Source organism: Streptococcus sp. HMSC072D07 (genome assembly GCF_001814835.1).
Taxonomy (GTDB): Bacteria; Bacillota; Bacilli; order Lactobacillales; family Streptococcaceae; genus Streptococcus.
In genome coordinates, this window is sequence record NZ_KV818036.1 from 38,732 (window position 1) to 57,487 (window position 18,756).

Annotated in this window: 17 protein-coding genes; 6 read left to right on the top strand and 11 right to left on the bottom strand. The window is 40.1% G+C overall.

Features of this window, described 5'->3' with window-relative positions; genetic code table 11:
- Nucleotides 1–11: 11 nt before the first annotated feature.
- Nucleotides 12–710: a GntR family transcriptional regulator gene (locus HMPREF2991_RS00885; protein ID WP_070568712.1), complete on the bottom strand. Its 699-nt coding sequence runs from the start codon at nt 708–710 to the stop codon at nt 12–14.
- A gap of 140 nt (nt 711–850) precedes the next feature.
- On the opposite strand from HMPREF2991_RS00885, the gene guaA reads away from it, so the two are divergent.
- The 5 genes from guaA to HMPREF2991_RS00910 all read left to right on the top strand — a co-directional run bounded on the left by guaA (nt 851) and on the right by HMPREF2991_RS00910 (nt 7,201).
- Nucleotides 851–2,413, top strand: a complete 1,563-nt coding sequence (gene guaA / locus HMPREF2991_RS00890) for a glutamine-hydrolyzing GMP synthase (RefSeq protein WP_070568715.1) — start codon at nt 851–853, stop codon at nt 2,411–2,413.
- Between the two features lie 266 nt (nt 2,414–2,679).
- Nucleotides 2,680–3,453: an ABC transporter ATP-binding protein gene (locus HMPREF2991_RS00895; protein WP_000447868.1), complete on the top strand. Its 774-nt coding sequence runs from the start codon at nt 2,680–2,682 to the stop codon at nt 3,451–3,453.
- Nucleotides 3,443–5,497, top strand: coding sequence for an FtsX-like permease family protein (locus tag HMPREF2991_RS00900; RefSeq protein WP_070568719.1), 2,055 nt, complete (start codon nt 3,443–3,445; stop codon nt 5,495–5,497). The genes HMPREF2991_RS00895 and HMPREF2991_RS00900 overlap by 11 nt, the downstream gene beginning before the upstream one ends.
- 32 nt (nt 5,498–5,529) lie before the next feature.
- Complete coding sequence (locus tag HMPREF2991_RS00905; RefSeq protein WP_070568722.1) at nt 5,530–6,219, top strand: response regulator transcription factor; 690 nt, start codon at nt 5,530–5,532, stop codon at nt 6,217–6,219.
- On the top strand, nt 6,203–7,201 hold the full coding sequence (locus tag HMPREF2991_RS00910; RefSeq protein WP_070568729.1) for a sensor histidine kinase: 999 nt from the start codon (nt 6,203–6,205) through the stop codon (nt 7,199–7,201). Before HMPREF2991_RS00905 ends, HMPREF2991_RS00910 begins: the two co-directional genes overlap by 17 nt.
- Nucleotides 7,202–7,283: 82 nt before the next feature.
- Here HMPREF2991_RS00910 and ffh read toward each other — a convergent pair whose 3' ends face one another.
- From ffh to HMPREF2991_RS00930, 4 genes are all read right to left on the bottom strand, one after another.
- On the bottom strand, nt 7,284–8,855 hold the full coding sequence (gene ffh / locus HMPREF2991_RS00915; RefSeq protein WP_070568732.1) for a signal recognition particle protein: 1,572 nt from the start codon (nt 8,853–8,855) through the stop codon (nt 7,284–7,286).
- Nucleotides 8,856–8,866: 11 nt separating this feature from the next.
- Nucleotides 8,867–9,199 carry a putative DNA-binding protein gene (locus HMPREF2991_RS00920; protein ID WP_061427218.1) on the bottom strand — a complete coding sequence of 111 codons (333 nt, stop codon included), beginning with the start codon at nt 9,197–9,199 and terminating at the stop codon, nt 8,867–8,869.
- A 138-nt stretch (nt 9,200–9,337) separates the two neighbouring features.
- Nucleotides 9,338–10,534, bottom strand: coding sequence for an elongation factor Tu (tuf, locus tag HMPREF2991_RS00925; RefSeq protein ID WP_001040720.1), 1,197 nt, complete (start codon nt 10,532–10,534; stop codon nt 9,338–9,340).
- Nucleotides 10,535–10,769: 235 nt separating this feature from the next.
- The gene (locus HMPREF2991_RS00930) at nt 10,770–11,891 is read right to left on the bottom strand and encodes an AI-2E family transporter (RefSeq protein WP_070568734.1); all 1,122 of its coding nucleotides are present in this window, start codon (nt 11,889–11,891) and stop codon (nt 10,770–10,772) included.
- Between the two features lie 104 nt (nt 11,892–11,995).
- Here HMPREF2991_RS00930 and pbp3 point away from each other — a divergent pair, with 104 nt between their 5' ends.
- Nucleotides 11,996–13,237: a D-alanyl-D-alanine carboxypeptidase PBP3 gene (pbp3, locus tag HMPREF2991_RS00935; protein ID WP_070568737.1), complete on the top strand. Its 1,242-nt coding sequence runs from the start codon at nt 11,996–11,998 to the stop codon at nt 13,235–13,237.
- 29 nt (nt 13,238–13,266) lie between these two features.
- Here the strand turns inward: pbp3 and sdbB are convergent, their stop codons facing one another.
- From sdbB to HMPREF2991_RS00965, 6 genes are all read right to left on the bottom strand, one after another.
- Nucleotides 13,267–13,812 (bottom strand): thiol-disulfide oxidoreductase-associated lipoprotein SdbB, encoded by a 546-nt coding sequence (sdbB, locus tag HMPREF2991_RS00940; RefSeq protein WP_000755591.1) that lies wholly within the window; start codon nt 13,810–13,812, stop codon nt 13,267–13,269.
- A gap of 11 nt (nt 13,813–13,823) precedes the next feature.
- The gene (gene ccdA2 / locus HMPREF2991_RS00945; protein WP_002875594.1) at nt 13,824–14,531 is read right to left on the bottom strand and encodes a thiol-disulfide oxidoreductase-associated membrane protein CcdA2; all 708 of its coding nucleotides are present in this window, start codon (nt 14,529–14,531) and stop codon (nt 13,824–13,826) included.
- Nucleotides 14,532–14,655: 124 nt separating this feature from the next.
- A complete protein-coding gene (locus tag HMPREF2991_RS00950; RefSeq protein WP_000631558.1) occupies nt 14,656–15,516 on the bottom strand; it encodes a methionyl aminopeptidase in 861 nt (286 codons plus the stop codon).
- Between the two features lie 15 nt (nt 15,517–15,531).
- Entirely contained in the window at nt 15,532–16,809 is a 1,278-nt protein-coding gene (spxR, locus tag HMPREF2991_RS00955; protein ID WP_000033809.1) for a CBS-HotDog domain-containing transcription factor SpxR, read from the bottom strand.
- Nucleotides 16,802–17,353, bottom strand: a complete 552-nt coding sequence (locus HMPREF2991_RS00960) for a GNAT family N-acetyltransferase (RefSeq protein ID WP_070568740.1) — start codon at nt 17,351–17,353, stop codon at nt 16,802–16,804. The genes spxR and HMPREF2991_RS00960 overlap by 8 nt, the downstream gene beginning before the upstream one ends.
- A gap of 15 nt (nt 17,354–17,368) precedes the next feature.
- On the bottom strand, nt 17,369–18,628 hold the full coding sequence (locus tag HMPREF2991_RS00965) for a UDP-N-acetylglucosamine 1-carboxyvinyltransferase (protein WP_049479008.1): 1,260 nt from the start codon (nt 18,626–18,628) through the stop codon (nt 17,369–17,371).
- Nucleotides 18,629–18,756: the final 128 nt, after the last annotated feature.

Here is an 18,756-nt window from a genome sequence, read left to right on the forward strand (position 1 = left end):
GTCTGTTAAGACTAGTTGTTTTCAAGATAAAATTCAAAACGTTCACCCACATACTGACTCTTAACATATTCAAAAGCCGTCCCATCATCGAGATAGGAAACCTGAGTCAAAGCCAGAATCGCATGCCCTTTCTCAACTTCTAAGTAATGGGCAATTTTTTCCTTAGCCAATCTCGCATAAATGATCTGTTGGGATTTTCCAATTTGGTAACCATGTTCTTGCAAGGTCTGAAAGAAGTGGCTGGTGATTTCTTCTTTTTTGAAATCCTTAATAAATTTTTCAGGAATGGATGCGACTTCATAGACTAGCGGTACTTGGTCAGCATAACGCACCCGTTCCATGCGGATAATATTCTCTGTCGGAGTAATCCCTAGCTTTGCGACCTCTTGCTCATTTGGAATGGTTCTTCTGTAAGAAATGAGCTGGCTAGAAGGGACTTTCCCTTGAGATTTGACTATCTCCGTAAAACTAGTCGTTCCCCGCATTTTTTCTTGGACACGAGTGCTAGAGACAAAGGTCCCACTTCCTACACGACGCTCCAAAACTCCTTCCTCAACTAAGAGAGAGATAGCCTGGCGTAATGTCATCCGGCTAACTTGAAACTGTTCAGCTAAATCTCGCTCACTTGGAAGTCTCTCTCCGATTTTCCAATGATGCTCATCTATATCCTTCTTGATCTGATCGTGGATTTTCATATAAGCTGGTAACATGATTCTCACTTCTTTTCTTTATTTTCTCCATTGTACCGTATTTGCTAAGAAAAAGTCAAACTTTGCCTTGTTTAGTTGGTAATTAGCCCCTATTTGTGATAGAATATTGAAAAAGATATTTCTTTTGAGAAAGGAAAAAGATGAGCAACATTTCAACTGATTTGCAAGATGTCGAAAAAATCATCGTGCTGGACTATGGTAGCCAATACAACCAGCTGATTTCACGCCGTATTCGTGAAATTGGTGTTTTTTCAGAGCTAAAAAGTCACAAAATCTCAGCCGCAGAGGTTCGTGCGATTAACCCTGTAGGGATCATCCTCTCTGGTGGACCAAACTCTGTATACGAAGATGGTTCATTTGATATTGACCCAGAAATTTTTGAACTTGGCATTCCAATTTTAGGAATCTGCTATGGTATGCAACTTTTAACTCATAAACTTGGAGGAAAAGTTGTTCCTGCAGGTGATGCTGGTAACCGAGAGTATGGCCAATCACCACTTACCCACACCACTTCTGCTCTCTTTGAAGGGACTCCTGAAGAACAGATTGTTTTGATGAGCCATGGCGATGCTGTTACAGAGATTCCAGCTGATTTCGTTCGTACTGGAACTTCTGCTGACTGTCCTTATGCAGCTATTGAAAACCCTGACAAGCACATCTATGGTATCCAATTCCACCCAGAAGTTCGCCATTCTGTATACGGGAATGATATCCTTCGCAACTTTGCTCTTAACATCTGTAAAGCTAAGGGTGATTGGTCAATGGATAACTTCATCGATATGCAGATCAAGAAAATCCGTGAAACTGTAGGTGACAAGCGTGTTCTTCTCGGCCTATCAGGTGGTGTTGACTCTTCTGTTGTTGGCGTTCTTCTCCAGAAAGCAATCGGCGATCAATTGATCTGTATCTTTGTAGACCACGGTCTTCTTCGTAAAGGTGAAGCAGATCAAGTTATGGACATGCTTGGTGGTAAGTTTGGTTTGAATATCGTCAAAGCAGATGCTGCTAAACGTTTCCTTGACAAACTTGCTGGTGTTTCTGACCCTGAGCAAAAACGTAAAATCATCGGTAACGAATTTGTTTATGTCTTTGATGACGAAGCAAGCAAGCTCAAAGATGTGAAATTCCTTGCTCAGGGAACGCTTTACACTGACGTGATTGAGTCTGGTACAGATACAGCTCAAACCATCAAGTCACACCACAACGTTGGTGGTCTTCCAGAAGACATGCAGTTTGAACTGATTGAACCATTGAACACTCTTTATAAAGACGAAGTCCGTGCCCTCGGTACAGAGCTTGGTATGCCAGACCACATCGTATGGCGCCAACCATTCCCAGGACCAGGACTCGCTATCCGTGTCATGGGTGAAATCACTGAGGAAAAACTAGAAACTGTTCGTGAGTCTGATGCTATCCTACGTGAAGAAATCGCTAAAGCTGGTCTTGACCGCGATATCTGGCAATACTTCACTGTCAACACAGGCGTTCGTTCAGTAGGTGTTATGGGTGATGGTCGTACTTATGACTACACCATCGCCATTCGCGCTATCACTTCTATCGATGGTATGACAGCTGACTTTGCCAAGATTCCTTGGGAAATCCTTCAAAAGATTTCTGTACGTATCGTTAATGAAGTGGATCACGTTAACCGTATCGTCTATGACATTACAAGTAAACCACCTGCAACCGTTGAGTGGGAATAGAGTTAATAAGTTAAAAAGCCCTAGAAATCAATGTTTCTAAGGCTTTTTCTTTCATATTTTCAAAATCAGAAATTCTTGTAATATGGAAAGTCCTTGAGCTTCAACTCCTCTTTTTAAATCCCTGAAACCATGCTATAATATAGTAAGTATAGCTCTAATAACCTGACTATAAAAGTCAGCGATAAAGATTTCTTACATCATCCGTAAGTGTTATTCTACTCTGATTCATATTATAATGAAAGTAACAAAAGATGGAGGTGTTCCACATGGAAACAATTTTACGAGTAGAATCATTAAAAAAGCATTATGGAAAAGAGCCGAATATCACCAAGGCCTTAAACGGCATATCTTTTCAAGTTGTAAAAGGTGAGTTCTTAGGAATTATGGGGAGTAGCGGTTCTGGGAAAACAACCCTTCTTAACTGTCTCGCCACAATCATCAAGCCAACTGACGGCTCTATTCAAATGCAAGAAAAAGATTTAGGTCAGTTAAAAGGGAGCCAATTAGCAGATTATAGAGGCAAGGAAATTGGCTATCTCTTCCAGAATTTTGAGCTTTTGGACAATCTTACAGCCAAAGAAAATATTTTACTCCCCTTGTCTTTACACAAGGTCGATGCCGACGAAAGCAAGGTTCGGTTAGAATTACTTTCCCAATATCTGGATATTTCTGAACTTCTGGATAAGTTCCCTTCTCAATTATCAGGTGGTCAACGGCAAAGGGTAGCTGCTGCGCGCGCCTTAATTTTAGACCCTAAGATTGTATTTGCAGACGAGCCCACAGGGGCTTTGGATTCAAAAAATGCGACCATTTTGATGCAAAAATTATCCGAAATGAATCAAGTGGAAGAAACCACCATTCTCATGGTGACCCACGATTCCGTTGCAGCCAGCTTTTGCAACCGCATCTTGTTTATCCAAGACGGAAAACTATTCCATGAAATCCGTCGCGATTATCCAAGAGAAAGTCAAGAAGATTTCTACCACAGAATACTAAAGGTCATGGCAGCCCTAGCTGGAGGTGATGGCAATGTTTTCTAAATTAGTCTCAACAAATAGCAAGAGAGATCGAAAAAATAATGGCTTGTACTTCAGTTCCATGGTTCTTTCTATTATCTCCTTTTACATCATCCTTTCTTTGTCTCATCAAGATGTAATGATCTTTCTCAAACAAATAGAAAGTGATGCTGTAAATAAACTCTTTAGCATGATTCCTATTCTTTATGTAGCAACGCTCTTTATTCTCTTTTTTCTAGTCTACTTCGCAAGCAGTATGCAGATGGAAAGGAGAAAACATGAATTTGGTGTCTATCTCACACTGGGAATGCGAAGAAGCAAACTGTTCTTGCTACTCCTGCTCGAGGATTTGAGAAACAGTGTCCTTGCCCTTGGAATAGGCCTTCCAATTTCTATCTTGATTTCAGAACTAATCAGCCTAATAACCGCTAAAATTGTGGGACTAGGGATTATTGAACATCAATTTTCTCTATCTACCACAGCTCTAGTCTATACAGTCATCGGCTTCCTAGCCGTAAAATTAGCTGTTTTTGTCCTTTTAAGTGCAAAGACGGCCAATATGGAAATCGGAAACCTGCTTGCCTATTCTCCTTCTGGGATAAAGAAACTACTCCCCAAGGGGGTGTACCTTCTTGCTTCCGTCCTCGGAATTTTGCTTCTAGGGACAGCCTATTACTTGGGGATGAGTAGACGAGCTTGGGAAAATGTCATAACAATGGGAATCACCGTTCTCTTAGGAACTCTGGGAACTATCCTACTCTTCTTTGGTATGCGTTTATTTATAGACTTTTTGGTCAAGCTTGGAAACAATCGAAAACTTCATGCCTATAATTTTAGACAGATTCAGGAATTAGTTATCCAGCGCTCAACTATACTGGCCATCTGCTCCCTCTTAATCTTCTCTGCCTTGTGCCTCTTTGGAGCAGGTGTTGCTATTTCAAGTGGCAATTCAGGCAATCAAACCCACGTATTGGATTATACATTTAGAGATAGCAAACAGGATACAGATGAAAATCTTGATGTGAATACAGTTAAAAAAGAGCTTGAAGCAGAAGGACTAGCATCACAGTTCTCAAAGATTCTACAAATCAAAGTCGGGAAACCAAAAGAAAACGAGTCCGTGTCCTTCGAAGAGATCATCAAGGAGTTGAAAAAGCAAAAAGGCAGTAAGAACATGGAAATTTTGCTCCAAAGATTTAAACAGTCTACTACTTCCCACCTCATACCAGTTTCCGAATACAATGAACTTAGAAAGGCTGCCAATCTCCCTCCTCTAGAATTAACTAGCGAGGAAGCCTACTTGTATATGGGAAAAGATTTTCTCCCCGATGAGAATCTCGTCAACTCTGTTCTGAAAGCAAAACCTCAAATCAAAGTCATGGGAAATGATGTAAAATTGATTGGAGAGGTTCATTCTTTACCGATTGTAACGGATCGCGAAATAACCATTTCTGTAGCCCTCATAGTCCCAGATGAGACCTTTATGAGCTATACAGACGGTCACTATTCGAACTATGTCAGTGGTATCTTGGCTCCTGAACTAGTCAAGGAAAAAGGCCTGATGAGAGCTATCTCAGATACAAATGAAAAGCTAAATCAAACCTCTCTTGGCTATGAAAGCTATATACAAAATATGGGAAGACAATTATTTTACATTATCTCTGCCAGCTATGTCACCATCTATCTGGCTATCATCTTCCTTGTTGTCGCAAATACAATCATCGGCGTTCAGTTTTTGATGGGACAAAGACAATCTTACAGACGATACCAGACCTTAATCCATCTTGGAGCAAACTACGAAACTCTTTGTAAATCTTCAGAAAAGCAAATCAATTGGTATTTTGGTCTGCCAATAGCCCTTGCACTTATCAGTAGTAGCTTCGGAGTGAGCTCCCTCCTCACAGGAATAGTACCCGCTAGCGCAAGAATGGCCATGGGGCAGAAATTTATCACAGCCATGCTGATAGTACTTCTCTTAGCTGGATTTGAAGTCATCTATGTCAGAATTGTAAAGAAAAATAGCAACAAATACTTGTTGTCCTTAATGGAACCCAAAAGAGATGAATAAGGTAGAATAAAATAGGAAAAGGAGGAACCGATATGAAGCATATTCTGGTTATTGAAGATGAAGCCTTGATTCGAGATGAAATTGTTATTTTGTTAGAGAAAGCGGGTTATCAAGTTGATAAGTTGACTGACTTCAAAGATACGAGCCAACAAGTGCTTCAATACGATACAGATCTAATCATACTGGATTTGAATTTACCAGGAGAAACTGGCTTTCAAATTTGTAAAAATCTCAAGTCAAAACGCTCTGTGCCCATATTGGTTCTCACCTCCCGTGAACAACTAAAAGATGAGATTTACGCCCTGAAATTAGGGGCAGATGAGTATCTAACAAAGCCTTTCAAGAAAGAAAGATTTTTGGCACGTATAGAAAATATCCTGAAACGCTATGAAGGCAGACAAAATCTACTTGAAAAAGATAATTTTCTGCTGGATAGACAAACCTATACCCTTTATATCAACGGACACTCGATTATACTCCCCCAAAATCAAGGGAAATTGTTAGAAACCTTATTGGTTACTAATGCTCCTGTCGTCACAAAAGAAGAACTAAGTATGAAACTATGGAACACAACTGAGTTCATCGATGAAAATGCTCTTCAAGTAAATATTGCAAGGCTCAAAAAGGTGATGAAACAGGCTGGCATTGCCCTTCAAGTCAAGTCCGTCAGAGGTATTGGTTACAAGCTAGAAGAGGTAAGTCCAGATGAAACAGAATCTTAAATATCTAGCTACTTACCTGCCCTGGTTACTTGTTCTTTTAGTATTTGATCTATTCACAGCGATTCTGCTTTGGCTTTCAGACGTGAGGATGTTTCAAGCTCTCATCCTGCTCTATCTTTTAGCTACAGTCCTACTCTTTTTTATCCTATCACTCCTACTTATAAGAAAAGAAAGGAAAAAATCAGCTGCTTATAAAGCCTTCATAGCCAATCCTAAGATAGATACGGAGCTGGAATTATTGCGTTTATCAACTGTCTCAGAGAAAGAAAGCCTCGAGGAAATCGCAAATGCGCTCTACCAAAAACAGGCGGAAATAGGAAAGCTCAATTCATTACTAGCCGACTATGAGGACTATGTTGAAAAGTGGGCTCATGAAATCAAACTTCCTCTATCGCTTCTTTCCCTCCTTTTGGACAACCAAAGTGACCAGCTGCCGAAGGATACAGCTTTTAAGTTGGATTATGTAAAAAATCAAATCCAAGAAAATGTATCACAGATACTATTCTATTACAGGGTTAAAAGTGAAAAAAATGATTTTCTATTTGAAGATGTCGACCTCGAAGAGTGTATTCAGGAACTTTTGGAAAACTTTGATCCCTTGCTCAAAGAAAAGAAATTTACGATTAAGGTAGAAAACATACAAGGAATCTGCTACACCGATCAACGCAGTTTTGAATTTATCCTGTCTCAAATACTAGCTAACTCCCTTAAATATAGCTCTGATAAGCCAGAACTCAAGATTTCTATGTCAAAAGACAAGGGACGTACAAGTCTTATTATTAGGGATAATGGCTGCGGAGTTAAAGCTTGTGACTTCCCTCATATCTTTGAGAAAGGTTTTACAGGTGATTCAGGTGAGACAAGGAAAAAATCAACAGGCATGGGCCTCTATCTGGTCAAACAATTAGCAGATGCTTTAAAAATCGAAATCACAGTAAAATCCGAATGGATGCAAGGATTTGAGATTACTCTTTCTATTTAGTCATTTTTCTAGTAAGAAAATTGCCTAATCATAGAAATCACATATTTTATATAAAAAAGGAAAGCACTTCTGCTTTCCTTTTTTATTTACGTTTTTTCTTCGCTTTTTTCATTTTGTTGGCCATGCGTTTCATAGACTGTTTCATGGCAAATTCACCGATTTTACCTTTAAGTCCGCCACCAAACATCTGGGTCATATCTGGCATGCCTGCTCCTCCAAGAGCTGACATATCGGGCATTCCACCTTGTCCCATCATGCCTTCAAGGGCTGACATATCCATCCCTCCCATATTTGGCATATTTTTAGGAAGGTTATTGGGATTGATTCCCATCTGCTTCATCATCTTGTTCATATCCCCAGACATGACACCTTGCATAAGCTGTTTAGCCTGGTTAAAGTCTTTGATGAATTTATTGACTTCGACAAAGGTATTTCCAGAACCTGCAGCGATACGACGGCGACGACTTGGATTTAACAAATCAGGGTTTTCACGCTCCTCAGGTGTCATCGAAGATACGATGGCACGTTTGCGCGCAATCTGGCGCTCATCCACCTTCATATTTTGAAGAGCTGGATTGTTAGCCATCCCTGGAATCATCTTGAGTAAGTCTTCCATTGGCCCCATATTTTGCACCTGATCCAATTGATCGATGAAATCATTGAAATCAAAGGTGTTTTCACGCATCTTCTCAGCCATTTCAAGGGCTTTTTGCTCATCGTATTCCTGAGAAGCTTTCTCGATCAAGGTCAGCATATCCCCCATACCAAGGATACGGCTTGACATACGATCTGGGTGGAAGGTTTCGATATCTGTAATCTTTTCACCCGTACCAGTGAACTTAATTGGTTTACCAGTGATATGACGAACAGATAGAGCCGCACCACCACGTGTGTCCCCATCAATCTTGGTAAGGATGACACCAGTTACTTCCAACTGAGCATTGAATTCACGAGCAACATTAGCTGCTTCTTGACCAATCATGGCATCAATGACGAGTAGAATTTCATTTGGTTGAGCCAGTGCTTTAACATCACGAAGCTCATTCATGAGAAGTTCATCGATTTGTAAACGCCCTGCCGTATCAATCAAGACATAGTCGTTGTGATTGGCTTGAGCTTGCGCCAAACCTTGGCGAACAATCTCAACAGCCGGCACTTCTGTTCCAAGTGCAAAAACTGGAACATCAATCTGTTGTCCAAGTGTTTTCAGCTGATCGATGGCTGCTGGACGATAAATATCCGCCGCAATCATCAAAGGACGAGCATTTTCTTCCTTCTTGAGTTTATTAGCCAGCTTACCAGCAAAGGTCGTTTTACCAGCCCCTTGCAAACCGACCATCATGATAATGGTTGGAATTTTAGGTGACTTGATAATCTCTGCCGTATCGGAACCTAAAACAGCTGTCAATTCCTCATCAACGATTTTGATAATCTGTTGGGCCGGATTGAGGGTATCAATGACCTCGTGTCCGACTGCACGTTCACGAACCTTCTTGATAAAGTCCTTTACAACTGGCAAAGCAACGTCGGCTTCCAGCAAGGCCAAGCGAATCTCTTTGGTTGCTTCTTGAACATCAGCCTCAGAAATTTTTCCTTTTTTACGTAAATTTTTAAAGACGTTCTGCAAACGTTCTGTTAAACTTTCAAATGCCATTTTTCTTCCTCTTATTCTCTATTATCAATGCTTGTTAAAATTTCTATCTGCTCCAGCAGAAAGTCATCCTTGGGATAACGCTCTAAGATCTGGTCAAAAATCTGACTGCGGACAATGTAGTCGGAATACATGTGCAGTTTCATCTCATAATCTTCTAGAATCTTTTCCGTACGCTTGATATTGTCATAGACAGCCTGACGACTGACACCGAACTCCTCAGCAATCTCAGCAAGACTATAATCATCAGCATAATAGAGTTCAATATAGTTCATCTGCTTGTCTGTCAAAAGCGCCGCATAAAATTCAAAAAGGGCGTTCATACGATTGGTTTTTTCGATTTCCATAACTTTTATTATACCAAAAAAACGATTATACTGCTAGAGTAGAAGCACTTCAAATAGACTAAGAAAAAAAGAACCTTGCAAGGCAAGATTCTTTTAGTGTCTGACTTAAATAATTGTTCTTCTGGGAACTTAATCGAATTAAGCTTCGATTTCTGTAACCATACCTGAACCAACAGTACGTCCACCCTCACGGATAGAGAATGTAGTACCTTGTTCTACGGCGATTGGGTGGATCAACTCAACGTCGATAGTCACGTTATCACCAGGCATTACCATTTCAGTACCTGCAGGAAGTTCGATTGAACCTGTAACGTCAGTAGTACGGAAGTAGAATTGTGGACGGTAGTTGTTGAAGAATGGAGTATGACGTCCACCTTCTTCTTTAGTAAGGATGTAGACTTCACCTTTAAATTTAGTGTGTGGGTTGATTGAACCTGGTTTAGCGATAACTTGTCCACGTTCGATTTCGTCACGTTGAACACCACGAAGAAGGACACCTACGTTATCTCCGGCAAGACCTTCGTCAAGTTGTTTACGGAACATTTCAACACCAGTAACAACTGCTTTTTGAGTTTCTTCTTTGATACCAACGATTTCGATTTCGTCGTTGACACGAACAGTACCACGGTCGATACGTCCTGAAGCAACTGTACCACGTCCAGTGATTGAGAATACGTCTTCGACTGGAAGAAGCAATGGTTTTTCAGTGTCACGTTCTGGTTCTGGGATGTACTCATCAACAGTGTTCATCAATTCCATGATGATGTCTTCGTATTTAGAGTCACCTTCAAGAGCTTTAAGAGCTGAACCTTGGATAACTGGAAGATCGTCACCTGGGAAGTCGTATTCTGACAAGAGGTCACGGATTTCCATTTCAACCAATTCAAGCAATTCTTCGTCGTCTACCAAGTCAATTTTGTTCATGAAGACGATAAGGTGTTTAACACCAACCTGACGTGAAAGAAGGATGTGCTCACGAGTTTGTGGCATTGGTCCGTCAGTTGAAGCTACTACAAGGATAGCTCCGTCCATTTGAGCGGCACCAGTGATCATGTTTTTAACGTAGTCCGCGTGTCCTGGAGCATCGATGTGAGCGTAGTGACGTTTTTCAGTTTCGTACTCAACGTGCGCAGTGTTGATAGTGATACCGCGTTCGCGTTCTTCTGGAGCAGCATCGATAGACGCATAGTCTTTAGGTTGGTTAACTGCTGAAGGCAAGCGACGTGCCAATACAGTTGTGATAGCTGCAGTCAAAGTAGTTTTACCGTGGTCAACGTGTCCGATAGTACCAATGTTAACGTGTGGTTTACTACGATCGTATTTTTCTTTTGCCATTTGAGTAAAAGCCTCCAATAAAATATATTTTATAGATAGACAGTAGGCAATACAGTCTAACTTTCCTTACTATTTTATCAAATTTCTGCTAAATTGCAAGTGTTTTACACATATTTTGTGAATTAATCTAAATCTTATCAAATCCTGTTCTTCTGCTTCTTTATGGCAATATAAATTCAAACTTCTTTTTGTTTGGAGATAGTATTTTCATCAAAAAAATCAGGTTTCCCTGATTTTAATTTGATTCTGTTTTTTCCAATTCCTTAGCTTCTTTATGAGCTTCTTTATGGTTTTCATATAATTTCGCTAGGAACTTAGTAATTTCTTTAAAAATAGAGTAAGTAGGTACTGCTACGACCATCCCTATGACACCGTAGATATTACTTGACAGTAAAAGGAGCACCAAAATCGTAATCGGATGCACTTTCATAACCCCTCCAACGATGCGTGGATAGAGAACATTTCCGTCAATCTGCTGAATAATAAGCATATAAGCAACCGCAATCAACATACGATGAGGATCCGTGAACACATTGGCAATCACCATTGGAATCAAGCCAATACTTGGACCAACATAAGGAATTAAATTTGCGATTCCAGAGAAAATAGCAAAAACTAAGGCGTACTTTAATCCGATAACGCTATAGCCAATATAAGCTAAACATCCAATAATAACCGCATCAATCGCAATTCCACTGATATAGCGCGCTATGGTTGTATTGAGATTGGTTAAAAGGCTAGAAAGATTCAATTTGTCATGTTTTAAGACGGTACGTTCCAACATTGGTAGCAACTTATGACCATCCAACAAGAAATAAATCAAGAATACAGGGGTCATAATGAGAATCAGAACTGTACTAAACAAGGCTGAAAGAACGCTTCCTAAACTGTTGCTGACGCTATTCAGGATATTCTGGAGGATATCCACATAGGAGAGATTCAGTTGTTGAATAGTTTGTTGAATATCAATATTTTGGAAGACTGGATTCATGGACAAATCGATGATCAAATCTTGTAGTCTACTATAGATGTTTTGACTAGAAATAATCAAGCTGGTCAACTGATTAATCAAAATCGGCAAGAGATAAACGACCCCTACAACGATAGCACCAATTAAGGCACAAAGAGTGACCAAGACACCAATTAGACGATTGATTTTACATCTCTTTTCTAAGAAAGTAACGATGGGATTTGTAATGTAGTAAAAAAATCCACCAAGCAAAAATGGAATCATGATGGTATTCACAACCGTCACGAAGGGAGTAATGATAGCTCCCATTTCTCTCCAAAGATAGAAAATCAGTGTTAATAATAAAATTTCAGCTGTCCAAAAAAATAATTTGTTTCTACGGAACATAGGTATCCTCCTTCTCTCTATTTTACCACATTTCTTAAAAAGATAAGATGGCTTTAGTAAAAAAGCGAGAATATTTTTTTTCTTTATGATAAAATAAAGCTAATATGAAAAAAATAATTTTATCTTTTATGACACTTTTTGTTTTTGGAACAGCTTCTACTGTTTCTGCTCAGGAGTTTGATGTTGCTGCTAAACATGCCATTGCTGTCGAGGCTACAACTGGAAAAATCCTCTATGAAAAAGATGCAAATCAGCCTGTAGAAATTGCTTCTATTACCAAACTGGTTACAGTTTATTTGGTCTATGAAGCTCTGGAACAAGGAACTATCAGCCTATCTACACCTGTTGATATTTCGGACTATCCTTACAAACTTACAACTAATTCTGAGGCGAGTAACGTCCCTATGGAAGCTCGAAATTATACTGTTGAACAGCTATTAGAGGCTACAATGGTATCCAGCGCAAACAGTGCTGCGATTGCGCTAGCAGAAAAGATTGCTGGTTCTGAGAAAGACTTTGTAGACAAGATGAGGGCTAAACTTCTTGAATGGGGAATTCAAGATGCAACTATTGTAAACACAACTGGTTTAAATAATGAGACCCTTGGCGATAATATCTATCCTGGTTCTAAAAAAGACGATGAAAACAAGTTGAGTGCCTACGATGTTGCAATCGTCGCTCGTAACCTCATCCGAGATTATCCTCAAGTTTTGGAAATCACCAAAAAACCAACTTCTACCTTTGCAGGACTTGAAATCCACTCAACCAACTATATGTTGGAGGGAATGCCTGCCTATCGTGGTGGTATTGATGGACTAAAGACAGGTACTACTGATAAAGCTGGTGCTTCATTCGTTGGAACAACTGTTGAGAAAGGGATGCGTATTATTACGGTTGTTTTGAATGCAGATCAACAAGATACCAACCCTTATGCACGTTTTACTGCTACTTCTGCACTTTTAGATTATATTTCTGCAAATTTTGCCTTAAAAACCGTCGTTCAGAAAGGTGAAGCATACAACGATAGTAAAGTAACAGTTCTGGATGGTAAAGAAGATAATGTGACAGCTGTCGCTAAGTCAGACATTTCCATCGTCCAACGCATCGGAAGCGGTACTACACCAGCTCTCCAATTCACACCGAAATCAACATCAGAAATGGCTCCATTAGAAGAAGACAAGGTTGTTGGTACTCTAACCTATGATGATCAGGATTTGATTGGCCAAGGTTATCTTACTTCCGACAAACCATCTTTTGAAATGGTTTCTGAAAAGAAAGTTGAAAAAGCCTTCTTTTTGAAGGTTTGGTGGAATCAATTTATCCGCTTTATCAATGAAAAACTATAAAAAAATCGCGAACAATCGCGATTTTTTCTTTATTTCATTTCTTTAAATGCTGCTTCTGCATCAGCGTTGCTAATAGCACCAAATTGGATTTTTCCGATTTTACCTTGACTGTCAATCAAGTATTCCGTTGGAATACTACGAATTTGGTAGGCTTGGAAGGTAGTTGCTTGCGTATCATATAGAACTGGAATATCCTTGTATCCTTGTTCTTGATACCATTTTGGAAAGTCTTGAACTGTTTTTTCACCTTGTAGACCTGGTGCAATGACACTCAAGATTTCAAAGTCTCGATCTTGTTTGGCAGCTAATTCCATCAGCTCAGGCATGCTTTTTTTACATGGTCCGCACCAAGAAGCCCAGAATTTCAAATAGACCTTTTTCCCTTTATAATCTGATAACTTGACTTCTTTGCCATCCATAGACTGCAAGGTAAAGTCTGGCGCATCCTTACCGACTGCGATTTGTTGTACAGCAGGTTGTTTTGGACTGCTTGTCTGTTTGGTTTCTTTTTCACCACAGGCAATCAACAAGAATAGAGACATGAGGCTCAATCCAGCAAAAATAACTTTTTTCATTTTTTCTCCTTTTATCCAAGAATTCCTGACAAGGCATTTAATTGCCCTAGCATTAATAATAATCCCATCAAAATAATCAAAGCTCCCCCGATTTTCTTTAGTAGAATCATATGGGGTTTTAATTTACTAAAATAGGGCATAATCCAGCCCGAAGCCAAGGCCAAAACAATGAAAGGAAGGGCCATTCCCAATGTGTATACTAATGTTAACACAGCTCCTTGCCAAGCACCATTGCCACCTGAAGCTGCTAGGGCCAAGACTGAACTTAAGACTGGTCCGATACAAGGGGTCCAACCAAAACTAAAGGTTATCCCAAGTAAAAAGGCTGACAGATAGTGATTAGACTTTGATTGTTTGAAGGTGACTGTCTTTTGAACCTCCAGTTTATTGAAATGCAAGATTTCCATCTGATGAAGTCCTAAAAGAATAATGACTATTCCCATAGCATAACGAAACCAGTCTGCATAGAGCATATGCCCTAGGAATCCAGCTCCAAATCCCAAAATAAAGAAAATGAGGGAGATTCCTGCAATAAAGCACAAGGTTCGAATTAAACCAGACCATGCAACGTCTCTTCCAAAAAAGCGAAAGCTTTTCGAATTCCCCTGATCATCCAGTAAAATACCAGCATAGACAGGTAGCAAAGGAAAGATACAGGGTGAAAAGAAGGACAGGATACCTGCTAAAAAAACGGATACTAGAAATATAATCGACTCCAACGAATTACCTACTTTCTCAAAATTCTAATCCTATTGTACTACAAAAGAATAAATTTGTAAGAAGTCTGCTACGCTTATTTATTTTGACTAAATTTGACACAAAAAAGGAGCTAAGCTCCTTTTTTTAATACGTTCCTTCTTCACCTTGACTAGTCAAGATAACAGGACCGTCTTTGGTAATCACAAACTGGTGTTCATATTGGCAAGACAGGCCGCCATCTATAGTCTTATGAGCCCAGCCAGTCTTCATATCTGTATCAATTTCCCAGTCACCAGTATTGATCATTGGTTCAATAGTTAGTACCATTCCTTCACGGAGACGGAGTCCACGGCCTGCAATACCGTAGTTAGGAACCATTGGCTCCTCGTGCATTGTTGGTCCAACACCATGACCAACCAAATCACGAACGACACCGTAACCGCGACTTTCAGCATATTCTTGAATGGCCGCACCGATATCACCGATACGATTGCCGACAACTGCTTGCTCAATCCCTTTATACATAGCTTCCTTGGTTACGTCCATAAGGTTTTTCACTTCTTCAGACGGTGTACCAACCGCATAAGCCCAACATGAGTCAGCTAAACCACCAGTATAACTTTGGGTGTATTTTTTCATTTGTTCAACATTGTTGAAGTTGAGTTTAGAGACATTGAGGTCGGATTTTGCAATCGGACCACCCAGTACCATGTCAACCTTGAGCAAATCGCCATCTTTCAATATGTAATGACGTGGGAAAGCGTGAGCTACTTCGTCATTAAGAGAGCAACAAGTGGCATAGGGATAATCCATAACTGCACCATCAACGCCAATCTGTAAAGGAAGGAAATTCTCCTCTTTACAACGTCGACGAACGTACTCTTCAACTTCCCACATATCCACGCCTGGCTTAATCAAATCACGTAAGCCAATATGGATACTTGCTAGGAAATCACCAGCCTTGTCCATGGCTTCGATTTCACGTGCTGATTTTAAAGTTATCATTTTTTCTCCTAGATTCTAATTAATTTTAACCGTAACATTTGCTTTTGAAACAATCTGATGCCCATGATAAATATCATAATCAATAATAGCTGAGCGTCTCGTGTGGTGAATAATCCGAGCCTGAATCCGCAGAGTATCATCTATCTGCACAGCCTGCAAGAAATAAATCAACATCTGCTCAATGATGAGATTACGTCCACTATTGACAACGAGGTCTTGGGTCATATGGTTGAGGATTTCAGCCAAGACTCCATTAGCAAGGACCCCATTCTTCTCCAACATGAAAGGTTCAACAGTAATGACAACTTCATCATGATGATAAGAGAGTTTTTGCCCGATTTGCTCTGAGAAGGTCGGCAAAGCTGAAACCTGAGAACGGCTCATTTTTTCCATGACATCTCTTCGTGTTACGACACCGAGCAAGGTTTGGTTACTTCTGACAACGGGAACCATCTCAAAGTCTTCTGCGATCATCCGTTGACTAACATTGGCAATATTGGTCGCTAAGCCTGTTACAAAGATACTTCTCGTCATCACCTTATCAATCGTCGTGCTAGGGGATTTATCTCCTGCGTCACGCATAGTAACAACCCCAACAACCACTTGGTGTTGGTTAATGACTGGGAAACGACTACTTCTATTCTTACGGACCAAGTCTAGATAGTCTTTTACTGTATCCGTTTCTCTCAAAAAACCATACTCATGACTGGGACGATAGAGCTTCTCGACTGTCAGAATATCAGTTTTGATTTGAACATTTGAGAGGGCTTTGTTAATCATGGTCGCTACTGTAAAAGTGTCATGCTTACTTCTTAGAACTGGAATCCCTTTTTTATTAGCCAACTCAAGAACATCGTCCTGCACATGAAAACCACCTGTCACAAGGACCGCATTTTCATTTTCCAAGGCTAAAAGTTGAATGCGAGTGCGGTCACCTACAATCAAAAGACCGCCATCATGGAGATAAGAGAGGATATTTTGCTCTGTCATAGCCCCAATGGAGAATTTACTAAACTCTCTCTCCAGCCCTTCCTGACCTGCTAAAACTTCAGAGGAGGTGACTTCAGCAATCTCAGCATAGGTTAGCCTCTCAATAGCCACTTTCTGGGACTTGACTCGTATGGTTCCACTACGTGGCCGAGTTTCAACGATGCCACGATTTTCAGCTTCTTTGATAGCTCGGTAGGCTGTTCCGTCACTAACACCTAGGTGATTTGAAATACTACGAACACTAACTCTCTTCCCAATTGGTAACTCTTCCAGATAAGACAAAATTTCCTGGTGTTTACTCATTGAACTCTCCTTTTACGTAACGAAATTCAAGATAGTCCCTCATTTTTCGTGTATAGCGATCGCTCCCCTTAAACTGTCGTACGAGGCTAAAGCCCGATTTTAAGGCTACTTTTTGGCTAGCTTGATTCTCCAGATGAGTGATGATGGATAATTGTTTTAAACCAAATTCTTCAAAAGAAAGGTGACAGAGTTTGCTAACAGCCTCTGTCATAAAACCTTGCGACCAAGCATCTTTTTTTAAGAAATAACCAATTTCTGCTTCTTTTTTGATTTCATCGATTTTTTCAAATTTAATGGAGCCAATCATTTCCTGATTTCCTTGGAGACAAATTGCCCAAACACCTAGAGGAGCCTTCATAAAATAGTTAGCAAGTGCGTACTGACTTTCTTCCAAACTTGCTTGACTGGGAAAAATAAACTGCAAATTCTCAGGGTTTGAAGCAATCTCGAAAAACGCTTGACTGTCACTAAAAAAGAAAGGACGCAAATACAAGCGCTCCGTTTCAAAAAAAGAAAACATTGCTAATTTGGTCCAAATATTCATAATCACCTCAACGGCTTAGTCTTCAACGAGTGTAATATCCGCTCCAAGACTACGCAATTTTTCAATAATATCTGAGTAGCCACGAAGGATAAACTCAATATTCGTAATTTCAGTCTGGCCCTGAGCCATCAAACCAGCGATGACAAGTGCAGCACCAGCTCGCAAGTCTGTAGCTTTTACACTTGCCCCGTGTAACTTACGACCACCGTTGTAAATAATGTGATCGTTTGTAGTCGTAATATCCGCATCCATTTTTGCTAACTCAAAGACATGATTAACACGTTTCTCATAAATCGTATCAATAATAGTTCCACGACCTTGGGCAGTTAGTAAAAGTGGCGTGATAGGCTGTTGCAAATCGGTTGCGAACCCTGGATAGGGAGCTGTTTTGATATTGATGGCCTTTAAACCAGACTGTTCTTCAACGAAGATACTGTCTTCTGAGACCGTCATACGAACGCCCATTTCCTCTAGTTTGGCGATAAAGCCTTCTAAGTGTTCATAGAGAACGTTGTTAATACGAATTCCTTTTCCTACCGCTGCAGCAAGTGAAATATAAGTTCCAGCTTCGATACGATCTGGAATTACTTGGTGACGAGTCCCATGTAGTTTCTCGACACCATCAATAATGATAATATCAGTCCCTGCACCACGAATATGGGCCCCCATGTTGTTCAAAAGGGTAGCAACATCGATAATTTCCGGTTCACGAGCCGCATTTTCAATGACAGTACGTCCCTTAGCTTTAACCGCAGCAATCATGGTGTTAATCGTTGCTCCAACGCTAACGGTATCCATGTAAATACTTGCGCCATGAAGCCCCTTACCTTGGGCAGATAAATTCATATTATCTCCCTCATAGCTGACCTTAGCACCCATGGCTTCAAAGGCTTTTAAGTGAAGATCAATCGGACGAGGTCCCAGATCACATCCACCAGGAAGTCCAACTGTAGCTTCACCAAAGCGACCTAAAAGACTTCCGTAGAAATAATAAGAAGCACGCAAGCTATTAATCTTGCCATAAGGCATAGGAATGTTCTGAACACCTCTTGGATCAATCTCCAAGACATCCTCATAACGCTTAACAGTCGCCCCCATAATTTCCATGATTTCGACAAGACTAGCAACGTCTGAAATATCTGGAACACAATCTAAAGTGACAATATCATCTGATAAGATAATAGCTGGAATAAGCGCTACAACACTATTTTTAGCACCACTAATGGTGATCTCACCTTGCAATGGACGTCCACCATTGATGACAATTTTTCTCATGTTTTACTCTTTCAAAATTTACTAAAAAGGTCTTTTCGTTCTATTATACCATAATTTTCAGTTTTTTCCCATTCCTATTTACTAAATACCATTCCATTTTGATAAAAAAAGACCTATCACTCAAGCTT